Annotated in this window: 16 protein-coding genes and 1 other RNA gene; 13 read left to right on the top strand and 4 right to left on the bottom strand. The window is 62.3% G+C overall.

Annotation, left to right across the window (positions count from 1 at the left end; all coding sequences use genetic code 11):
* Positions 1-63: 63 nt before the first annotated feature.
* Positions 64-222, bottom strand: a non-coding RNA gene (ssrS, locus tag E2A64_RS15415) — 6S RNA.
* 293 nt (positions 223-515) lie between these two features.
* On the opposite strand from ssrS, the gene E2A64_RS15410 reads away from it, so the two are divergent.
* A complete protein-coding gene (locus E2A64_RS15410; RefSeq protein WP_133285382.1) occupies positions 516-2,312 on the top strand; it encodes an alpha/beta fold hydrolase in 1,797 nt (598 codons plus the stop codon).
* A gap of 12 nt (positions 2,313-2,324) precedes the next feature.
* Here E2A64_RS15410 and E2A64_RS15405 read toward each other — a convergent pair whose 3' ends face one another.
* Positions 2,325-2,681 carry a cell division protein ZapA gene (locus E2A64_RS15405; RefSeq protein ID WP_133285381.1) on the bottom strand — a complete coding sequence of 119 codons (357 nt, stop codon included), beginning with the start codon at positions 2,679-2,681 and terminating at the stop codon, positions 2,325-2,327.
* Positions 2,682-2,703: 22 nt separating this feature from the next.
* On the bottom strand, positions 2,704-2,979 hold the full coding sequence (locus tag E2A64_RS15400; RefSeq protein WP_133285380.1) for a DUF4164 domain-containing protein: 276 nt from the start codon (positions 2,977-2,979) through the stop codon (positions 2,704-2,706).
* A 370-nt stretch (positions 2,980-3,349) separates the two neighbouring features.
* Between E2A64_RS15400 and tkt the strand changes: the two genes are divergently transcribed.
* The 7 genes from tkt (at position 3,350) to E2A64_RS15365 (ending at position 13,417) form a co-directional block, all read left to right on the top strand.
* Positions 3,350-5,341 (top strand): transketolase, encoded by a 1,992-nt coding sequence (gene tkt, locus E2A64_RS15395; RefSeq protein ID WP_133285379.1) that lies wholly within the window; start codon positions 3,350-3,352, stop codon positions 5,339-5,341.
* A 49-nt stretch (positions 5,342-5,390) separates the two neighbouring features.
* Positions 5,391-6,401 carry a type I glyceraldehyde-3-phosphate dehydrogenase gene (gene gap, locus E2A64_RS15390; RefSeq protein WP_133285378.1) on the top strand — a complete coding sequence of 337 codons (1,011 nt, stop codon included), beginning with the start codon at positions 5,391-5,393 and terminating at the stop codon, positions 6,399-6,401.
* 387 nt (positions 6,402-6,788) lie between these two features.
* On the top strand, positions 6,789-8,636 hold the full coding sequence (locus E2A64_RS15385) for a potassium/proton antiporter (protein WP_133285377.1): 1,848 nt from the start codon (positions 6,789-6,791) through the stop codon (positions 8,634-8,636).
* Between the two features lie 80 nt (positions 8,637-8,716).
* Positions 8,717-9,913, top strand: a complete 1,197-nt coding sequence (locus E2A64_RS15380; protein WP_133285376.1) for a phosphoglycerate kinase — start codon at positions 8,717-8,719, stop codon at positions 9,911-9,913.
* A 188-nt stretch (positions 9,914-10,101) separates the two neighbouring features.
* Complete coding sequence (locus E2A64_RS15375) at positions 10,102-10,995, top strand: fructose bisphosphate aldolase (RefSeq protein WP_133285375.1); 894 nt, start codon at positions 10,102-10,104, stop codon at positions 10,993-10,995.
* A 140-nt stretch (positions 10,996-11,135) separates the two neighbouring features.
* On the top strand, positions 11,136-11,882 hold the full coding sequence (locus E2A64_RS15370) for an SGNH/GDSL hydrolase family protein (protein WP_133285374.1): 747 nt from the start codon (positions 11,136-11,138) through the stop codon (positions 11,880-11,882).
* A 281-nt stretch (positions 11,883-12,163) separates the two neighbouring features.
* Positions 12,164-13,417 (top strand): MFS transporter, encoded by a 1,254-nt coding sequence (locus tag E2A64_RS15365; RefSeq protein WP_133285373.1) that lies wholly within the window; start codon positions 12,164-12,166, stop codon positions 13,415-13,417.
* A 6-nt stretch (positions 13,418-13,423) separates the two neighbouring features.
* Here E2A64_RS15365 and E2A64_RS15360 read toward each other — a convergent pair whose 3' ends face one another.
* The gene (locus E2A64_RS15360) at positions 13,424-14,404 is read right to left on the bottom strand and encodes an NAD(P)H-quinone oxidoreductase (protein WP_133285372.1); all 981 of its coding nucleotides are present in this window, start codon (positions 14,402-14,404) and stop codon (positions 13,424-13,426) included.
* 135 nt (positions 14,405-14,539) lie between these two features.
* On the opposite strand from E2A64_RS15360, the gene E2A64_RS15355 reads away from it, so the two are divergent.
* The 5 genes from E2A64_RS15355 to E2A64_RS15335 all read left to right on the top strand — a co-directional run bounded on the left by E2A64_RS15355 (position 14,540) and on the right by E2A64_RS15335 (position 18,443).
* Positions 14,540-14,731 (top strand): DUF1192 domain-containing protein, encoded by a 192-nt coding sequence (locus E2A64_RS15355; protein ID WP_133285371.1) that lies wholly within the window; start codon positions 14,540-14,542, stop codon positions 14,729-14,731.
* Between the two features lie 370 nt (positions 14,732-15,101).
* Positions 15,102-15,623 (top strand): protease adaptor protein RcdA, encoded by a 522-nt coding sequence (gene rcdA, locus E2A64_RS15350; protein ID WP_133285370.1) that lies wholly within the window; start codon positions 15,102-15,104, stop codon positions 15,621-15,623.
* A gap of 188 nt (positions 15,624-15,811) precedes the next feature.
* Positions 15,812-16,864, top strand: a complete 1,053-nt coding sequence (hemH, locus tag E2A64_RS15345) for a ferrochelatase (protein WP_133285369.1) — start codon at positions 15,812-15,814, stop codon at positions 16,862-16,864.
* 112 nt (positions 16,865-16,976) lie between these two features.
* Positions 16,977-17,981: an SPFH domain-containing protein gene (locus E2A64_RS15340; protein WP_133285368.1), complete on the top strand. Its 1,005-nt coding sequence runs from the start codon at positions 16,977-16,979 to the stop codon at positions 17,979-17,981.
* 3 nt (positions 17,982-17,984) lie between these two features.
* Positions 17,985-18,443, top strand: coding sequence for an NfeD family protein (locus E2A64_RS15335; protein ID WP_133285367.1), 459 nt, complete (start codon positions 17,985-17,987; stop codon positions 18,441-18,443).
* The last annotated feature ends 122 nt before the right edge of the window (positions 18,444-18,565 follow it).

Below are 18,565 nucleotides of genomic sequence, written 5' to 3'. Positions count from 1 at the left end.
CGATCGATCGGGCGGCCCTTCTGGTTTCATCCCCGTGAAAAGGGACGCTATGCGAAAGCTGGAGTACGATCCACGGCGACCGATGAACGTTTACGATCCCGGGATGCCTACAATGTAGGTGGGCGCCGTGTGTCCAGGCCCACGAGCCCGGACAGGGACAGCTCCCTAAGGATCGAGTAAGGCCCCGGGGATTGAGTGTCCTGTCGGGAAGCGCAGATCGTGATCCCTATATAGGTGATCCCAGCCCCCGCGCCAATGGGGGACAGTCCCTCTCCCGCCCATTTCAGAGCGTGGAGATGTACGCGCCCGATCTGGCTATGCCGGGTCGATCGCGGCTCCAGACCAAGGCCTCGGCGTGACCGGGAAACGCGCCCCCCCCTTGATCGTCCAGGCCCGTACCGGCAGAAAGGGATGAATTTTATTATTCCGGAAACGTCGATGCGACTATAAGGTTGGAATGGAAACCGGATGGGGTCGGGCCGGTTTCCGTCAAAGATGGGGCAAGGACGAGACGAATGGAATCCGTCGAGGGGGCGGCGCTTCCGCGCACAATCGAGGCAATCTACTCTTATTTCAACGGCGAGCAGGAGTTCACAGAACTCATGCGCGATCTCGAGGCGTTCCTGACGGTAGGTTCCGGCCAGCCCATTTTCAGTGGCGAGATCGATAGCCATTTTCGCATTGCCAACGAACTGGCCCGCACGCTCTCGCCGGGTGCGGAATTCCGCTACAAGATGCTGGTGGAAGGCCCCGCGCTGAAGCTGGTCTTCGACCGGGCTCTACGCGTCGTCGCGCAATCGGAATCCGCCCGTACGGCCTATGGCGACCTCGGCAGCCTGGGCATCTCGTTGCGCGAGCAGTTTCCCGAGATGCATGCCGGCGGCTCCGTCAGCGACATCGGCAGGGCAAGAACCGCGCTTCTGGAACAACTGACCGGGCCGGTGACCAAGGCGGTTATCGCGCTCTTCGCTCCCGAGCCGGACGAACTGGCCGCCGAGGCCGATGGCGAGATGCGCAGTTTCGTCCGCCTGCCCGACGATGGCGGCTTCGTTTCGCTTTCGCGCTTTCACACGCCCGACGTGGTGACCGTCACCCTGCCCGCCGCCAACTGGGGGGAGCACATCGCCGAAATGCTCAGGCGCAGCCTCGGCCTGTCGCGCTCGGAGACTGAGGTTCTCGAGCTGATGCTCATCGGGCGGTCGAACGTGGAGATTTCCAGGGAACGTCAACGCTCCGTCGATACCGTCAAGAGCCAGACGCAGTCGATCTTCCGCAAGCTCGGCGTTGCCTCACGCGTCGAAGCCGTCCAGGTGATCAAGGACATTACCAGCCTGGCCGCATTGTCGGGTGCGCCGCCCCCAGCGGCCGTCGCGATGAGCCGGGCCAAGCGCGACATCACCTTCGCTCACAATCCTTCCGTCTGGAAGATCGAGGAAATCAACGGGCGTGAAGTCGGCTATGTCCACTATCCTGCCCATGGCCGAGCCAGGGAGCCGGGCCGCAGCGTCATCCTTTTCCACGGGCTCCTGCAAGGGCCCGAGCTGTCGGACCGGACGCAGCACGCCCTGCGAAGCGCGGGCTACGAATTGATCGGCATTTCCAGGCCCGGTTACGGCGCGACGGCGCGCGCCCCGCGTGACGGCGACTTTTTTCGCACAGCACTCGACGACGCGCATGCGGTCGCCCGCAAGCTCCGGCTCAACAAGCCCGTTCTTCTCGGCCATCTCTTCGGCGGCCACGCGGCGATCGAATATGCCGCCCGCTGGCCCGACGAGGTCTCGGGGATCGTGTTCTGCTCGACCTATTTCCCGCTGCAGATCGCCGAGCATCTGGTGCCGATCGGCGCGGTGCAGAAACTCGCCATGTCATCGGGACTGACATCCTGGGCAGCCCACCAGTTCATCGCCCATACCGGCGTGGCCTATCTTCGCTATGGCGGGGCGCAGCGCTATCTCGCGGCCCTCTCCGAGCGGTCGCCCGCCGACCGCAAGGCGATGGAGGACCTGGACATCCGTTCACTCCTTCACGCCGGAGCCCGCCACGCCAGCATCTCCGGAGCCACGGCTTTCCTCGCGGACACCGCCGCAAGCCGGCACGACTGGAGCGGCCTGCTGCCGCAGATCAGGATACCAACCGTGGTGCTGCATGGCGCCAGCGATCCGGCGGTCAATCCGCAGATTGCCCGCCTGGCCGCGCGAATGATCCCGGACTGCCGCTACGAGGAACTGGAAAACACCGGACAGCAGCTTCTGCACATGGTGCCGGACAAGCTCGTTGTCGCGCTGGACGAGATAAGGGAGAAATCGGCCTAGCGCCGCGACGCCTCAGCTGTTGAGTTTCAGCGCGATCGCCTCGATGCGACCGGTGACCTCGGTCAGCGCGAGCGCCAGATCGCTGTCGGTCCGCTCGGCCTTGGACAGCGCATTGTCGCGGGTCTTCTTCAACGTTTCGACTTCCGCCTCGAGCCCGCGCAGCTTGGTCTGCACCTCGTGCAGTTCATCCATCACCATGATGCCCGACATCACCGTCAATCGCAGATCGCCGATTTCGCCGAACTGCGACTTGAGGTGGCTGACATAACGGTCGAAGCGGCCGGCGAGATCGGTCAGGTGATCTTCCTGCCCCTCCTCGCAAGCCATGCGATAGGCTTTTCCATCAATATTGACCGTGACCTGTGCCATGCCCTAATCCCGAAAGCGAAACTCAGCGGTCCAGAACCGCACGAATGGTCTCCATTGCCGTGACCAACCGGCGCGAGACCTCGCGATTGGCTTCCTCCAGCCGGTTCGACCGGTGCTCGGACTGGTCGAGTTCCTGTGCAAGACGCGACCGGTCCTCGAGCATGCGGGACAGTTCCGCGGCCGCCTCCTCGGCGTTGCGGCTGTTCTCGGCACGTCTATCGACGGCATTTTCCAGCCTTTGCAGCGCGTTGTTCAGCGAGTCCAGCGCCGTTTTCACTGTCTTTTCACTGCTTATCATGGGCGTCCCGGACAGACGGTCGCGGCCGAATCGCTTTTAAGACCGTGGTTTGCATCGATTACCTTATTCATCGCTGAAAGCCAGCGTCAACAAAGCCTGACCGCTGTCCCCAATCTGTGCCGCACCGGCACGGCGCTTTTGCGGCCCCTGCGTCAAAACTCGGCATCGAAAACCCGGCGGGGGTCTCTATAATGGCGCACCTCAGGGAGCGGGAAGAGACATAGGGTGACAGTTCGAGCCACCTGCCGATTTGTTGACTCCGGTGCGGCACCTGCTATGTGTTCGCCGCTCCCACAGTCCCTCGGGAGAACACCTGTGACGGGTGCCCCGGGAGGATTCAAGTCACAACAGGAAGCAGAAGGCTGACCGCATGGCTTCACGCGAAAAACACGACCGGATGGCCAATGCGATCCGGTTTCTGTCCATGGACGCTGTCCAGCAGGCAAACTCCGGACACCCCGGCCTCCCCATGGGCGCCGCGGATATCGCAACCGTACTCTTCACCCGATACCTGACGTTCGATGCCAAGAAGCCCAACTGGGCTGACCGCGACCGTTTCGTCCTGTCGGCCGGACACGGCTCGATGCTCCTGTACTCGCTGCTCTATCTCACGGGCTACGACGATATCTCCATCGAGGATATCAGGAACTTTCGCCAGCTCGGCGCGCCGACCGCCGGTCACCCGGAATATGGTCACGCAGCCGGCATCGAGACGACGACCGGCCCGCTCGGCCAGGGCATCGGCAACTCGGTGGGCATGGCGATCGCCGAGGCGCATCTGCGCGCCGAGTTCGGCGAAGACCTGATGGATCACTACACCTATGTGCTGGCGGGCGACGGCTGCCTGATGGAAGGCATCAGCCAGGAAGCGATTTCGCTGGCGGGCCATCTCAAGCTCAACAAGCTCATCGTCTTCTGGGACAATAACGGCATTTCGATCGACGGACCTGTTTCGCTTTCGGATTCCACCGATCAGCTCGCCCGTTTCGCGGCATCGGGCTGGAACACCCTCGACATTGACGGTCACGACCCCGAAGCGATCGCCAGCGCAATCGAGACCGCGCAGAAATCCGACAAGCCGACATTGATCGCCTGCAAGACGACCATCGGTTTCGGTGCGCCGACGAAGGCCGGCACCAAGTCCGCCCACGGCTCGCCGCTGGGTCCGGACGAGATCGCCGCCACCCGCAAGGCACTGGGCTGGGAAGCAGAAGCCTTCACCGTGCCGTCGGACGTTCTGGACGCCTGGCGCCTCGCCGGCCTGCGCTCCGTCAAGGAACGCAAGGCCTGGGAGGCCCGTCTGGCCGAAGCACCCTCGGAGACCCGCGTCTCCTTCGAGCGCCGCTTCTCGGGCGAAGTTCCCGGCGGGCTCGACGCCGCGATCAACAAGCACAAGAAGAAGCTGTCGGAAGACAAGCCGAAGGTCGCCACCCGCAAGTCATCGCAGATGGCGCTCGAAGTCATCAACGGCGTGGTGCCGGAAACCATCGGCGGCTCGGCCGACCTGACGGGCTCGAACAACACCGACACCAGCCAGACCAAGCCGCTCTCCGCTGACAATTACGGCGGCCGCTTCATCCATTACGGCATCCGTGAGCACGGCATGGCGGCTGCGATGAACGGCATGGCGCTTCATGGCGGGGTAATCCCCTATTCGGGCGGCTTCCTGATCTTCTCGGACTATTGCCGTCCCTCGATCCGCCTCGCAGCGCTTATGGGTATCCGCGTCATCCACGTGCTGACCCACGATTCCATCGGCTTGGGCGAAGACGGACCGACCCACCAGCCGGTCGAGCACATGGCCGCACTCCGGGCGATCCCCAATCTGGTCATGTTCCGCCCTGCCGACGCGGTGGAAACGGCCGAGTGCTGGCAGCTGGCCCTGGAAATGCAGAAGCGGCCGAGCGGCCTGGCGCTGACCCGCCAGAACCTGCCGACCGTGCGCGAAGAACACACCGAGGAAAACCTCTCCGCTCTTGGCGCCTATGACCTGATTTCGGCAAGCGACGCGGACGTGACGATCTTCGCCACCGGCTCGGAAGTCTCGCTCGCGGTCGAAGCCCGCGAAAAACTCGAAGCCAAGGGCATCGCCACCCGCGTCGTCTCGGTTCCGAGCTTCGAACTGTTCGAAGACCAGGACGACACCTACAAGGCGGCGATCGTCGGCAATTCCAAGGTCAAGATCGCCATCGAGGCCGGCATCCGCATGGGCTGGGACCGTTTCATCGGTTCCGACGGCATCTTCATCGGCATGAATTCCTTCGGCGCCTCGGGCCCCTATGAGGAACTCTACGAACATTTCGGCATCACCGCCGATGCAGCCGTCACTGCGGCTGAAGCCAAACTCAAGGCCAGCGCCTGATCACACGGATCAGGCGCGCTTCTGAACGAACGAACAAGGAGCACTGCATATGGCAACTCGTATAGCGATCAACGGTTTCGGACGTATCGGCCGCAACGTCGTGCGCGCGATCTACGAATCCGGTCGCAAGGACATCGACGTGGTCGCGATCAACGATCTCGGCCCGGTGGAAACCAACGCACACCTGATGCGCTTCGATTCCGTCCACGGCCGCTTCCCCAAGGAAGTCACCGTCGATGGCGACACCATCAGGATCGAAGGCGGCGACAGCTTCAAGGTGTTCGCGGAGCGCGACCCCAAGAACCTCCCCTGGGGCGAGCTCGGCATCGACATCGTGATGGAATGCACCGGCATCTTCACCGCGCGTGAAAAGGCCGCCCTTCATCTCGAAGCCGGCGCTAAGCGCGTTCTCGTCTCGGCTCCGTCCACCGGTGCCGACAAGACGATCGTCTATGGCGTGAACCACGACACGCTGACCAAGGACGACCTGGTCGTCTCCAACGCTTCGTGCACCACCAACTGCCTGGCCCCGGTCGTCGATGTCCTGCACTCGGCCTTCGGCATCGAGCGCGGAATGATGACAACCATCCATTCCTATACCGGCGACCAGCCGACGCTCGACACCATGCACAAGGACCTCTATCGGGCCCGTGCCGCTGCCATGAGCCAGATCCCGACCTCGACCGGTGCCGCCAAGGCCATCGGCCTGGTGATCCCGGATCTCAAGGGCAAGCTCGACGGCATCTCGGTCCGCGTGCCTACGCCGAACGTCTCCCTGGTCGACTTCAAGTTCATCGCCAGGAAGGACGTGACGCCGGACGAGATCAACAATGCGCTGATCGAAGCCGCCGACGGACGCCTGAAGAACGTACTGGGCTACACCAACCACCCGAATGTCTCGATCGACTTCAATCACGATCCGCATTCCTCGACGGTCGCGCTCGATCAGACCAAGGTCATGGACGGCACGATGGTCTCGGTCCTGTCCTGGTACGACAATGAGTGGGGCTTCTCCAACCGCATGTCGGACACCGCGGTTGCAATGGCTAAGCTTATCTAAGAGATTTTCAGCCTCGAATTGGAAAGCCCGCCGGATACGACAATCCGGCGGGCTTTTTCTTTGTCTGTGGCGATCAAACGGCTCGTTCGTCGCTGCCCCGTGCACCGCGTGCCCGCCCTCCACCACCGACTTGCGACCGCGACGAGCGGAGATGAGGGAGCACTCCTCGCCGTTTCGCGTAACATCTTGGCGCAATGCGCTTTTCGGTCTTACTCTTTTCACCATTGCGTGTGATCATGCGGGTTCATCGGACTGGCCGACGCATTTTCCACCCGCCCCGCGAGCGCGCTTCCATCAGGAAATGGGGCAGGGAACGGACGGGAAAGGCATGCCGCCGGCCCGATATGGCTTGTTCGAAGGACGTTTGAACGGAGAGGGCGACAGGACGTGGATAGCTTTTACCTTGCGGTGATGGTGGCGACGGCACTCGTGCTGCTGGCGGCTTTCTCAAGCCTGCTCGCCTTCCGCTTTGGCGCTCCCCTGCTTCTGCTCTTTCTCGGCATCGGCCTGCTCGCCGGCGTCGACGGCCTCGGCATCGATTTCTCCAACAATGGTCTGGCCTATGTTCTCGGCTCGACGGCCCTTGCGGTGATCCTGTTCGATTCCGGCTATGGCACCACGCTGCAATCCTTTCGCACCGCCGCCCTGCCCTCGCTGACGCTTGCCTCGCTCGGCGTGGTTCTGACCGCATGCCTCGTCGGACTTCTGGCCATGCTGGTGCTGGATTTCACCTTCATCGAAGGCGCGCTTCTGGGATCGATCGTCGCCTCGACGGATGCCGCCGCCGTGTTCTTCCTGCTGCGCATCGGCGGCATCAATATCCGCGACAAGGTGCGCTCGACGCTGGAAGTCGAATCGGGAACCAACGACCCGATGGCGATCTTCCTGACGATGGCGCTGGTGCAGCTTGTCGCCGCCGGCGAAGGCTATGCCGGCTTCGATTTCGAGCTGCTGATTCTCTTCTTCGAACAGATGGGACTCGGCTTCGTCTGCGGCCTGATCGGCGGCGTGATCATCCATTTCGTGCTCAAGCGCCTGAATATCGAACGGGGTCTCGCCCCCATCCTGATGCTGGCGATGGCGCTGATGGTCTTCGGCGTCACCGGCGTTCTGGGCGGCAGCGGCTTTCTTGCCGTCTATGTCGCGGGCATCTATGCGGGTAACCGCAAGATCCCCGCACGCACCACCATCACACGCTTTCAGGAAGGAATTACCTGGCTGGCGCAGATCATCATGTTTCTGGTGCTGGGCCTGCTCGCCACGCCGTCCGAGTTCCTGACGATCCTGCTGCCCTCGGTGCTGCTCGGCCTGTTCCTGGTCTTCATCGCACGTCCACTCGCGGTCTGGCTGTGCCTCCTGCCCTTCGATTATACCCAGCGGGAAATGGGCTTCATCGGCTGGGTGGGTCTGCGCGGCGCGGTATCGATCCTGCTCGGAATCGTGCCGATCATCGGCGGGCTGGAAAACGGGCAGCTCTATTTCAACACCGTCTTCATCATCGTCATGATGTCGCTCGTCCTGCAGGGCTGGAGCATCAAGACGGTTGCGACCCGGCTCAAGCTGATCATACCGCCGCGGATCGGGGCGATCGACAAGGTCGAACTCGACCTGCCGGGCAACGCCAATCATGAACTGCTTGCCTATCGCGTGGCGGCCGGCAGCCCGGTGGCGCTTGGCGAGCGCATCCCGCGCTGGGCCCACCCCTCGCTGGTGATCCGAGACGGCAAGTCGATGCGCTACCAGTACGCCGGTCGCCTGCAGGAAAACGATCATGTCTACCTCTTCATCGCCCCCGGCTATTCCGGCCTGATCGACCGCCTGTTCGCCAGCAAGGCGCCCGTGAGCGAGAGCGACGAAGCCTTTTTCGGCACGTTCCAGATCGCCCCCAACCGTCCTGTCGAAGAAGTCCTGCAAGCCTACGGACCGATGAGCGCGTCCGAGGCGGAGGCGGAGATGACGGTCGCCGACCTCATCGAGCACCGCATCGGCGGCAAGGCTCATTACGGAGACCGGGTAAGACTGCACAACATCGTGCTGATCGTGGTGGATACCGACGAGAACGGCCGCATTTCCAAGGTCGGCGTCTCGATGGAGCCGGTAGCACCCGCCACCAGCCTGCCGATCTTCCTCGACCTGCCCGAAATCCGCTCGCGCATCCGCACTTATTTCGCCAAGCGCAAACGTCTCAGGGCGATACGCCAGACTTCCGGCAAGCCGGATCAAAAAGAGGCCTGATCGCCTTGCACGGGATGCCCGGACATGCGATTTCGCGGACATCCGGATTTTCAAATTCAACCAAAGACGGACCTGTTTCCATGGCGGCTTTCAAGACCCTCGACGATCTCCAAGACATTTCCGGCCAGCGCGTTCTCGTGCGCGTCGACCTCAACGTGCCGGTCAAAGACGGCAAGGTCACCGACTACACCCGTATCGAGCGCGTCGTCCCGACCATTCAGGAACTGTCGACCAAGGGCGCCAAGGTCATCCTGATGGCCCATTTCGGCCGGCCGAAAGGCAAGCCGGCCGAGGGCATGTCTCTGGAACCGATCGCGACCGCGGTCGAACAGGTTCTCGATTCCCGCGTCCACTTCGCCCCGGAAGCCATCGGCGAGAAAGCCGCCGAAGCCATCTCCAGGATGGTCGATGGCGATGTCCTTCTTCTGCAAAACACCCGCTTCTACGAAGGCGAAGAAAAGAACGATCCCGAATTCGCCAAGGCGCTTGCCGCAAATGGCGACATCTATGTCAACGACGCATTCTCCGCCGCTCACCGCGCCCATGCCTCGACCGAGGGCCTCGCCCATCTGCTGCCCGCCTATGCCGGCCGCACGATGCAGGCGGAACTCGAAGCGCTCGAAAAGGGCCTTGGCCAGCCCGCGCGCCCGGTGGTGGCAATCGTCGGTGGCGCGAAGGTTTCGACCAAGATCGACCTGTTGCAGAACCTTGTTGCCAAGGTCGATGCGCTGGTGATCGGCGGCGGCATGGCCAACACTTTCCTCGCCGCGCGCGGCATCGACGTGGGCAAATCGCTCTGCGAACACGATCTCGCCGATACCGCCAGGGCCATCGACGCAGCCGCCCGGAAGGCAGGCTGCGACATCGTACTGCCTTCCGATGGCGTCGTGGCGAAGAAATTCGAGGCTGGGGCGGAGAGTGAAATCGTCGCCATCGATGCGATCCCGGCTGACGCCATGGTGCTCGATGTCGGCCCCCGGACCATCGAGGCGGTCAAGGCCTGGATCACGAAGGCCCACACGCTGGTCTGGAACGGTCCGCTCGGCGCCTTCGAGATCGAACCCTTCGACAAGGCGACCGTTGAAGCTGCCCGCCACGCTGCGGCCCGCACCGGCGAGGGCATTCTGGTTTCGGTCGCCGGCGGCGGCGATACCGTGGCTGCCCTCAACCATGCGGGCGTGGCCGACGACTTCACCTATGTCTCGACAGCCGGCGGCGCCTTCCTCGAATGGATGGAAGGCAAGGAATTGCCGGGCGTGACGGCACTTCAGGCCTGATCCGCACAACCCTGCGACGACCCTTGCGAGGGCCGGGCAACCGGCGCTTTTCGTCACCTGGCTATTTTCTTCAAGCCTTTCAAACGATTGATGTATTTTCAATCGATTGAAGGATCTCCCTTGCTATTCCGGTCGCATCGTCCATCTGCTAATCACGGATCAACCGTGTAACAGCAAGGGATCAAGGCATGACCTACGAAGCTATGGCGAAACAGATGTCGGAAAAGGATGGCTTCATTGCCGCGCTCGACCAGTCGGGCGGTTCGACACCCAAGGCGCTGAAGCTTTACGGCGTGCCGGAAGACGCCTACTCGAACGACGAGGAAATGTTCGCCGAGATCCACAAGATGCGCACCCGCATCATCAAGTCGCCGGCCTTCAGTGGCGACAAGGTGATCGGCGCGATCCTGTTCGAGCGCACGATGGATGGCGAAGTCGACGGTGTGCCGACCGCCGACTACCTCTGGCAGAAATGCGGCATCGTTCCCTTCCTCAAGATCGACAAGGGCCTGGCCGACGAGGCGGACGGCGTGCAGCTCATGAAGGAGATGCCGGGCCTCGACGCGCTTCTCGACCGCGCCCGGGCCAAGAACATCTTCGGCACCAAGGAACGCTCGGTCATCAACGCCGCCAATGAAAAGGGCATCCAGGCCATCGTCGCCCAGCAGTTCGAAATCGGCAGGCAGGTGCTGTCGCACGGCCTGATGCCCATTCTCGAGCCCGAGGTGAACATCAAGATCGCCGACAAGGCCGAAGCCGAGGATATCCTTCTCGCCACCATCCAGAACCATCTCGCGCAGGTGCCGGAGGGCAAGAAGGTCATGCTCAAGCTGTCGCTGCCGAGCAAGCCGAACCTCTACAAGCCGCTGATCGACGATCCGCGTGTGATGCGCGTGGTTGCCCTTTCGGGCGGCTACAGCCGTGCCGAGGCCAACGAAATCCTGAAGAAGAATGACGGCATGATCGCCAGCTTCTCCCGTGCGCTCACCGAAGGCATGTCGAAGGGCCAGTCCGACGACGAGTTCAATTCCGCGCTCGACGGCGCGATAGACAGCATCTACCAGGCCTCCCGCGCCGCCTGAGGCATAAATTCAGTTGACAGCGAGAAGCACCCGCCGCATCGCGGCGGGTTTTTTGTTTCTCTGTCACCTGAATTGCAAGCCCGGGCTTTAATCCTGCGACTGAGCTGGATTAGAGTTTCGTCATGGGCGAGTCGGGGTACATGAACAATTTCACTGCAGGACTGATCAGTTGGCTTCTTCTTCCGGTGGCAGGGTATTACGGCCTGCAGATCCGGCGAACGACACCGCGCATGCCGCCGCCGCGCGGCAATCAGCGCGGCAGCCTCGCGACAAGTCCGGACCGGGGCCCCGCAGACTGGCGGCTGCTGATCATGGGAGATTCCTCGGCCGCCGGCGTCGGCGTGGACAGGGTGGAGGAAGCGCTTGCCCCGCAACTCGCCGACATCATCCACCAGCGCACCGGTGAGAGCGTTTCCTGGCGCACTGCGGGTGCCAATTCCGCCGAAGCCCGACACCTGCGCGATCTCATTCTGCCCAATATCGAGGAACGGGATTTTACCCATATCGTGCTCTGCGTCGGCACCAACGACATGAAGAATTTTCTGACCGCCATGCAGTTCAAGAAGGGCTTCGGCGGGCTTCTCTACGCCATTCACGCCCGCTGGCCCGATGCCAAGGTCGTCTGGTCGCCGGTTCTCAACATGCCCGACGTTCCCGTGTTGCCGCCGGTGCTCGCATGGATACTGAAACTGCGCACGCAGATCATCAATACGATGGGCTTCCGCATGTGCCGCGAACGCCATGCCGTGGCCGCCGAACCGCTGCCGGTGCCGAGCGTGGAGGGCTTTGCGGAAGACGGCTTTCACGCCAACGCGGCGGGCTACCGTTACTGGGCCGAGCACCTTTCGACTTATGTTATGGACGTAGAAGCACCGTCAGCCCCATAGCCACGGCGAATCCGAGCCCTATCTTCCAGACGTCGGCCCGGCGCCTCAGCCCGGGCAAGCCAAAGGGGCGGATCAGATGAGTGGCCATCAGTATGAGGATCAGGAGTGCCAGGATTTTCATCATCGGCGGGGGACTTTCGTCGTCATGCCTACCGCCTACCCCAATCCCGTCCTAAAGTCATTGCCCGCCGCCATGCTTTCGCGGCATTTTGCGAACAAGGCGGGCACCCATACATGACCGGGCCCGGCTCGGCGAGCACCAGAGATTAATTCAGAGCACAATGCGCAAGAACCTTATTCCCGTCTTCGCCCTATTACTCGGCACCGCCTTCCTGCTCGCAGGCAACGGCCTGCATGGCCTGCTTCTCCCGATGCGCGGCACCGAGGAAAATTTCTCGTCGGCTTCGCTGGGTATGCTCGGCACCGCCTGGGCGACCGGGTTCGTGCTCGGCTGTATCTTCGCGCAGCGCGTCGTTCGGCGGATCGGCCATGTCCGCGCATTCTCTGCATTCGCCTCGATGATCGCGATCATTGCGCTGCTGACCGGGATTTTCGTCAACCCCGTCGCCTGGATCGCCCTGCGCGCCGTCACCGGATTTGCGCTTGCCGCCTCGTTCATGATCATCGAAAGCTGGCTCAACGAACGCGCCACCAACGAGACCCGTGGGCTCATCTTCTCGCTCTACATGACGATCACATATGTCGCGATCGTCGCCGGGCAGATGAGCATCGCCCTCGGCGACATCTCGACGCCCACCTTCTTCATGGTGGCGGGCATACTCTATTGCCTGGCGCTGCTGCCGACGGCTCTCTCCACCGCATCCAGCCCCCCGCCCCTCTCCGAGGTTCGCATCGACCTGCCGATGATCTACCGGAATTCGCCGGTATCCTTCATCGGCATCCTGCTCGTCGGCATCGCCAACGGCGCCTTCGGAACGCTGGGCCCGGTCTTTGCCGCCAAGTCCGGGCTGCCGGGCGGCGCTGTTGCGACGCTGATGTCGGTGACGATCTTTTCCGGTGCGATCATGCAGATCCCGGCAGGCAAGCTGTCCGACAGTCTCGACCGGCGCTACGTGCTTGCCGGCATGGCCGCCATCGCCTCGATCGCAGGCCTGATCCTCGCGATCTTCGCTCCGGCCAATACCGGGCTACTCTTCGCGATCATCGCGATTTACGGCGCGATGTCCTACACGCTCTATTCGATCATCGTGGCACATGCGAACGACTATGCGGACGCCGACAAGTTCGTGACGGTCTCCAGCGGCCTGCTTCTGCTCTACGGCATCGGCACGATCATCGGCCCGACCATCGGCGGCATCCTGATGGCCGGCGGCGCCCCCTACCGGCTCTTCCTCGTCACCGGCCTGGCCCATCTTGCGGTCGCGGCCTACGCGATCTACCGCTCCACCCGCCGTGCCGCCATTCCCGCCGATATCCGCGAGACCTTCTCGTCGGTCCCGGCGTCGCGCTCGGCGACGCCCGAATCGATCGCACTCGATCCGCGCGCCAATCCGGATGAGCCGGTCGAGGCCTGATCCGGTCTAGCCGACCTCGAGCACGATCTTGCCGATATGGCCGCCCTCTTCCATGCGCGCATGGGCGGCGGCGGCCTTTTCGAGCGGGAGAAGCGAATCCATGACCGGCGCGATGGACCGGTCATCGAGAAGCGGCCAGACCTGACGGCGCAGGGCCTGGGCGATCTCACCCTTGAAATGGGCATCTCGCGCCCGCAGCGTAGACCCCGTGAAGACGAGCCGCTTCAACATGATCTGCGACAGGTCGATCTCCGCCGTGTTGCCGTTGAGGAAAGCAATCTGCACGATTCGCCCCTCGACGGCTGCGACCTTGAGATTGCGGTTGACGTAATCGCCGCCCACCATGTCGAGAATGACATCGACGCCCTTCTTGTCGGTCTCGCGGCGGATGACCTCGACGAAATCCTCGTCCTTGTAATTGATCGCCATGTCTGCGCCGAGATCGCGCATGACGGCGCATTTCTCGTCGGAACCGGCGGTCGCAAATACGGTTGCGCCAAACGCCTTGGCGAGCTGTATGGCCGTCGTCCCGATACCCGAGGTGCCGCCATGGACGAGGAAGGTCTCCCCCGGCTTGAGCGCGGCTCGATCGAAGACGTTCGACCAGACCGTGAAGAAGGTTTCGGGAATGGCCGCCGCTTCCGTCATGGTCAGGCCGCGAGGAACCGGCAGCGCATTGCGCGCATCGGCCACGCAATATTCGGCATAGCCGCCGCCCGGAACGAGTGCGCAAACCCGGTCTCCGACCTGCCAGCTCGTAACCTGATCGCCGGCAGCCACCACTTCACCGGCTATCTCGAGGCCCGGAATGTCCGACGCTCCCGGAGGTGGCGGATATTTGCCGGCACGCTGCATGCAATCCGGACGATTGACGCCCGCCGCATGAACCTTGATCAGGATTTCACCCGCTCGAGGCTCGGGTCGGGCACGGTCCTCCACGACCAGAACTTCCGGCCCCCCCGGTTCGGTGATGGCGATGGCGCGCATTTCAGTCTCCTCTGCGTCTCGGCTTGCGGCAAAAGCCGCATCATGTCCCAGGCTCAATCCTGTACCCGCCAATCCGGTTCCGGTAAACTTGGGCGGACCGCGAACCATGACTGCAATGAGCGGAAGGAAACCGGAATGCTCTTTGACGACGACCGCCCGAAAAAGCCCGCGACTCACGAGATCGGGTGCGATCTATCCATGCTGTCGGCAGACGAACTCCAGGCGAGAATCACATTGCTCGAGGCGGAAATCGAACGGCTTCAAACCGAAATTGAAGCGAAAACCCGGAGCCGTGGTGCGGCCGAGGACATTTTCCGCAAAAAATAACGCAGGAATTACAAATTCTTACGCGGCCACTCGGCCCTGTTAAGCTGCGGTTAAGCTTTACGAGTGTTTACTGTGGTTATCCAGTCCTGCTGGATTTGACAGCCGCCCTGACGGGCCTGCTGTTTGACGCCTCCCTGTTAAACTCTTGAGAGCCGCCCATGCGGCTCTTTTTTTTCGTCCTTGAATGATTGATTTACCGGCGTGCCATTATGACCGCCGCGGAAGCGGTTTCGCATGCCCGGATATGGCCATTAACCCTTCTTTAACAATTCGGTTGCCGGAACGATCTCAACACGGCACAATCGATAAATAGATGGGGAACAACCCCGCAGGTAGGCCGTTAAACAGTAGTTCGTTTGGGATTTTGAAGATGACCGAGACCAGTCTGAACACAGTGAGTTTCGCCGAACGCATCGCGAATTCGGCACAGTTCAAGTCCCTCTACGCCGAAGGCATGGGACTGGTCGAAGAGACGGCTGCCTATCTCGACGGCGATGGTCGCACTGCCTCCAAGCAGCTGCCGCGCATGGCCTCGGTGCTCTATGCGGCAGAATCCATGCGCCTGACGACCCGCCTCATGCAGATGGCTTCGTGGCTGCTGCTGCAGCGCGCGGTCAATAATGGCGAGATGAGCCGCGAGCAGGTGATGGCCGAGAAGACCAAGGTCCGCCTCGACGGCTTCAACTGCGACCGCAATGCGCAGGGTTGGAACGATCTGCCGCAGAGGTTCCGCGATCTCGTTGAAAGCTCGCTGCATCTTCAGAACCGTGTTGCCCTGCTTGATCGCGAGATCTATCGTCCGCGCGAAGCCACGGCCGCACCGAGGGCCGACAACCAGAACGCGGTCCAGGCGCAGCAGAACCTGTTGACCACCGCTTTCACCAAGCGCTGAGATCAGACTGCCGGATCGACGGATCCGGACATTCCAAGAGACAAGCCCTCGTCCTCCAGCGGGGGCTTTTCTTGTTGTCCGTCCTGGGCGCCGGCCGTTCGGGTGCGGTGTTGCACCGCGCCTGGAACGGATTGATTTGACCGTGCGTCCGGCTATGTTCACGCCAGACACAATGGACGGATACAATGATGGCCGAGATCACCCCCGGAAACCCAGCTTCGAGCCCGCTGCCCAAGGACCACCCACCGGTGCAGTTCGGCAAGGTCGGGGTGCTTCTGGTCAATCTCGGCACACCCGACGGCACCGACTACAAGTCGATGCGCCGTTACCTTGCCGAGTTTCTGTCCGACCGCCGCGTCATCGAGGTGCCGCGTGCCATCTGGTACCCGCTTCTTCATGGCATCATCCTCAACCGTCGCCCCCAGAAGGTGGGCAAGGCCTATGAGGAAATCTGGAACCACGAGGCCGGCGAAAGCTGGCTGCGCACCTATACACGCAACCAGTCCGACAAGATGGCCGGGCTCCTGAGCGATCTGCCGAATGTGGTGGTCGACTGGGCCATGCGCTATGGCACGCCAACCATCGGCAGCCGTATCGAGGCGCTTCTGAAGCAGGGCTGCGAGAAGATCGTGCTCTTCCCGCTCTATCCGCAATACGCTGCTGCAACGACTGCCACCGTCAACGACCACGCCTTCCGAAAGTTGATGGAGATGCGTTGGCAGCCGGCGCTGCGCACCGTGCCGCCCTATCATGACGATCCTGTCTATATCGACGCGCTGGCGCGCTTGATCGAGACGCACCTGGCCTCGCTCGACTGGGAGCCGGAGATGGTGATCGCCTCCTTCCACGGCATCCCGCTCTCCTACTTCCAGAAGGGCGATCCCTATCACTGCCAGTGCCAGAAGACCGCCCGCCTCCTGCGCGAGCGTCTCGGCTGGTCGAAGGACAAGCTGATGCTGTGTTTCCAGTCCCGCTTCGGGCGCGAGGAATGGCTGCAGCCCTATACCGACAAGACCGTCGAGGCCCTCGCCCGGCAAGGCATGAAGCGGCTGGCGATCTTCAATCCCGGCTTCGTTTCGGACTGCCTGGAAACGCTTGAGGAGATCGCCGGCGAAGCGGGCGAGATTTTCACCCATAATGGCGGCGAGAAATTCACCCATATTCCCTGCCTGAACGATACCGAAGACGGCATGCGGGTCCTCGAAACCGTCGTGCGCCGCGAGTTGCAGGGCTGGGTCTGACGGGCGACCCGGTCAGCTTGCCTTGCGGCGGGCCTTCCGGTTTGCTTGCGGCGAGGTTGTCGCTTAACTATCTTGAACAAAGGCGCAAGTACGCGCCACGGGAGGAATTGCCATGGCCCTGAACGGGTTCGACATCACCGTCATCGTGATCGTCGCGATCGTCATCCTGATCCTGTTTGCCGGGATCAAGACAGTGCCGCAAGGCTATTCCTACACCGTCGAGCGTTTCGGCCGCTATACGCGCACGCTGTCTCCGGGCCTCAACCTGATCGTTCCCTTCATCGACCAGATCGGCAAGAAGATGAACATCATGGAGCAGGTGCTCGACGTTCCGACACAGGAGGTGATCACGCGCGACAACGCCTCGATCGCCACCGATGCCGTCGCATTCTACCAGGTCCTGAACCCTGCCGAAGCCGCCTATCAGGTCGCCAATCTGGAACTGGCGCTCCTCAACCTGACCATGACCAACATCCGTTCGGTCATGGGCTCGATGGACCTCGACGAGCTTCTGTCCAATCGTGACGCGATCAACGACCGCCTCTTGCGCGTCGTGGATCAGGCCGCAAAGCCCTGGGGCATCAAGATCACCCGCGTTGAGATCAAGGATATCGCGCCACCCAACGATCTCGTCGAGGCAATGGGCCGCCAGATGAAGGCCGAGCGTGAGAAGCGCGCGGAGGTTCTGGAAGCGGAAGGCGCCCGCAACGCCCAGATCCTGCGCGCCGAAGGCGCCAAGCAATCGGCCATTCTCGAGGCCGAAGGCCGCCGCGAAGCCGCCTATCGCGATGCCGAGGCCCGCGAACGTCTCGCCGAAGCCGAAGCCAAGGCGACCGAACTCGTCTCCAAGGCGGTAGCGGAGGGCGACGTGAATGCGCTCAACTACTTCGTCGCTCAGAAATATACCGAAGCACTTGGCGACATCGCCACTTCGAAGAACCACAAGGTGGTCCTGATGCCGCTCGAAGCCTCCTCGCTGATCGGCTCGCTCGGCGGCATAGGAGCGCTCGCACGCGAGGTATTCGGCGACCAGACCGTCACCGCCTCCAATCCCCCGTCACGTTCCGGCCCTCCGCCCATCCGACGCGGCAGCATGCCGGCACCCAGCGAGGACTAGGCCATGATCGACACGCTGATTTCCGAGGTCGGCCCCTGGAGCTGGTGGATACTCGGCCTGCTGCTGCTGGGCGCGGAGATCATCGTGCCCGGCATGTTCCTTATCTGGATCGGGCTGGCGGCGATCGTGGTCGGCGCGATCTCCTTTGCGCTGTGGGACTCCGCCATATGGAGCTGGCAGATCCAGCTTCTGGTCTTTGCTGTTCTTTCGCTCGTCTCCGCGCTGGTCGGCCGGAAGATCATGGCCTCGCGCGACGGCGACACCGATCAGCCCATGCTCAACCGCCGCATGGAGCAGATGATCGGACGAACAGCCACGCTCGAGGAACCGATCACCGAGGGCCAGGGCCGCATTCGTCTCGGCGACACGCTCTGGACCGTCCGCGGTCCCGATCTGCCGGTCGGTTCGCGCGTCCGGATCGTGGCGATCGAAAACGACGATCCGGTCGTTCAGCCGGTCTGACGAAAAGCGCCATACCGGCCCGCTGGAAAGAAAGCGTTAACCACGAGCATTTACACTTTGCAAAGATTTAGCAGAGTGGGCGTGCGGGACTTGCAATCGGACCTCAAAAACAGAACCGCCTT

It is taken from the genome of Pseudohoeflea suaedae (assembly GCF_004354915.1).
GTDB lineage: Bacteria > Pseudomonadota > Alphaproteobacteria > Rhizobiales > Rhizobiaceae > Pseudohoeflea > Pseudohoeflea suaedae.
The sequence above is the reverse complement of the archived record's forward strand: the minus strand, read 5'-3'. Positions and strand labels throughout refer to the sequence as shown.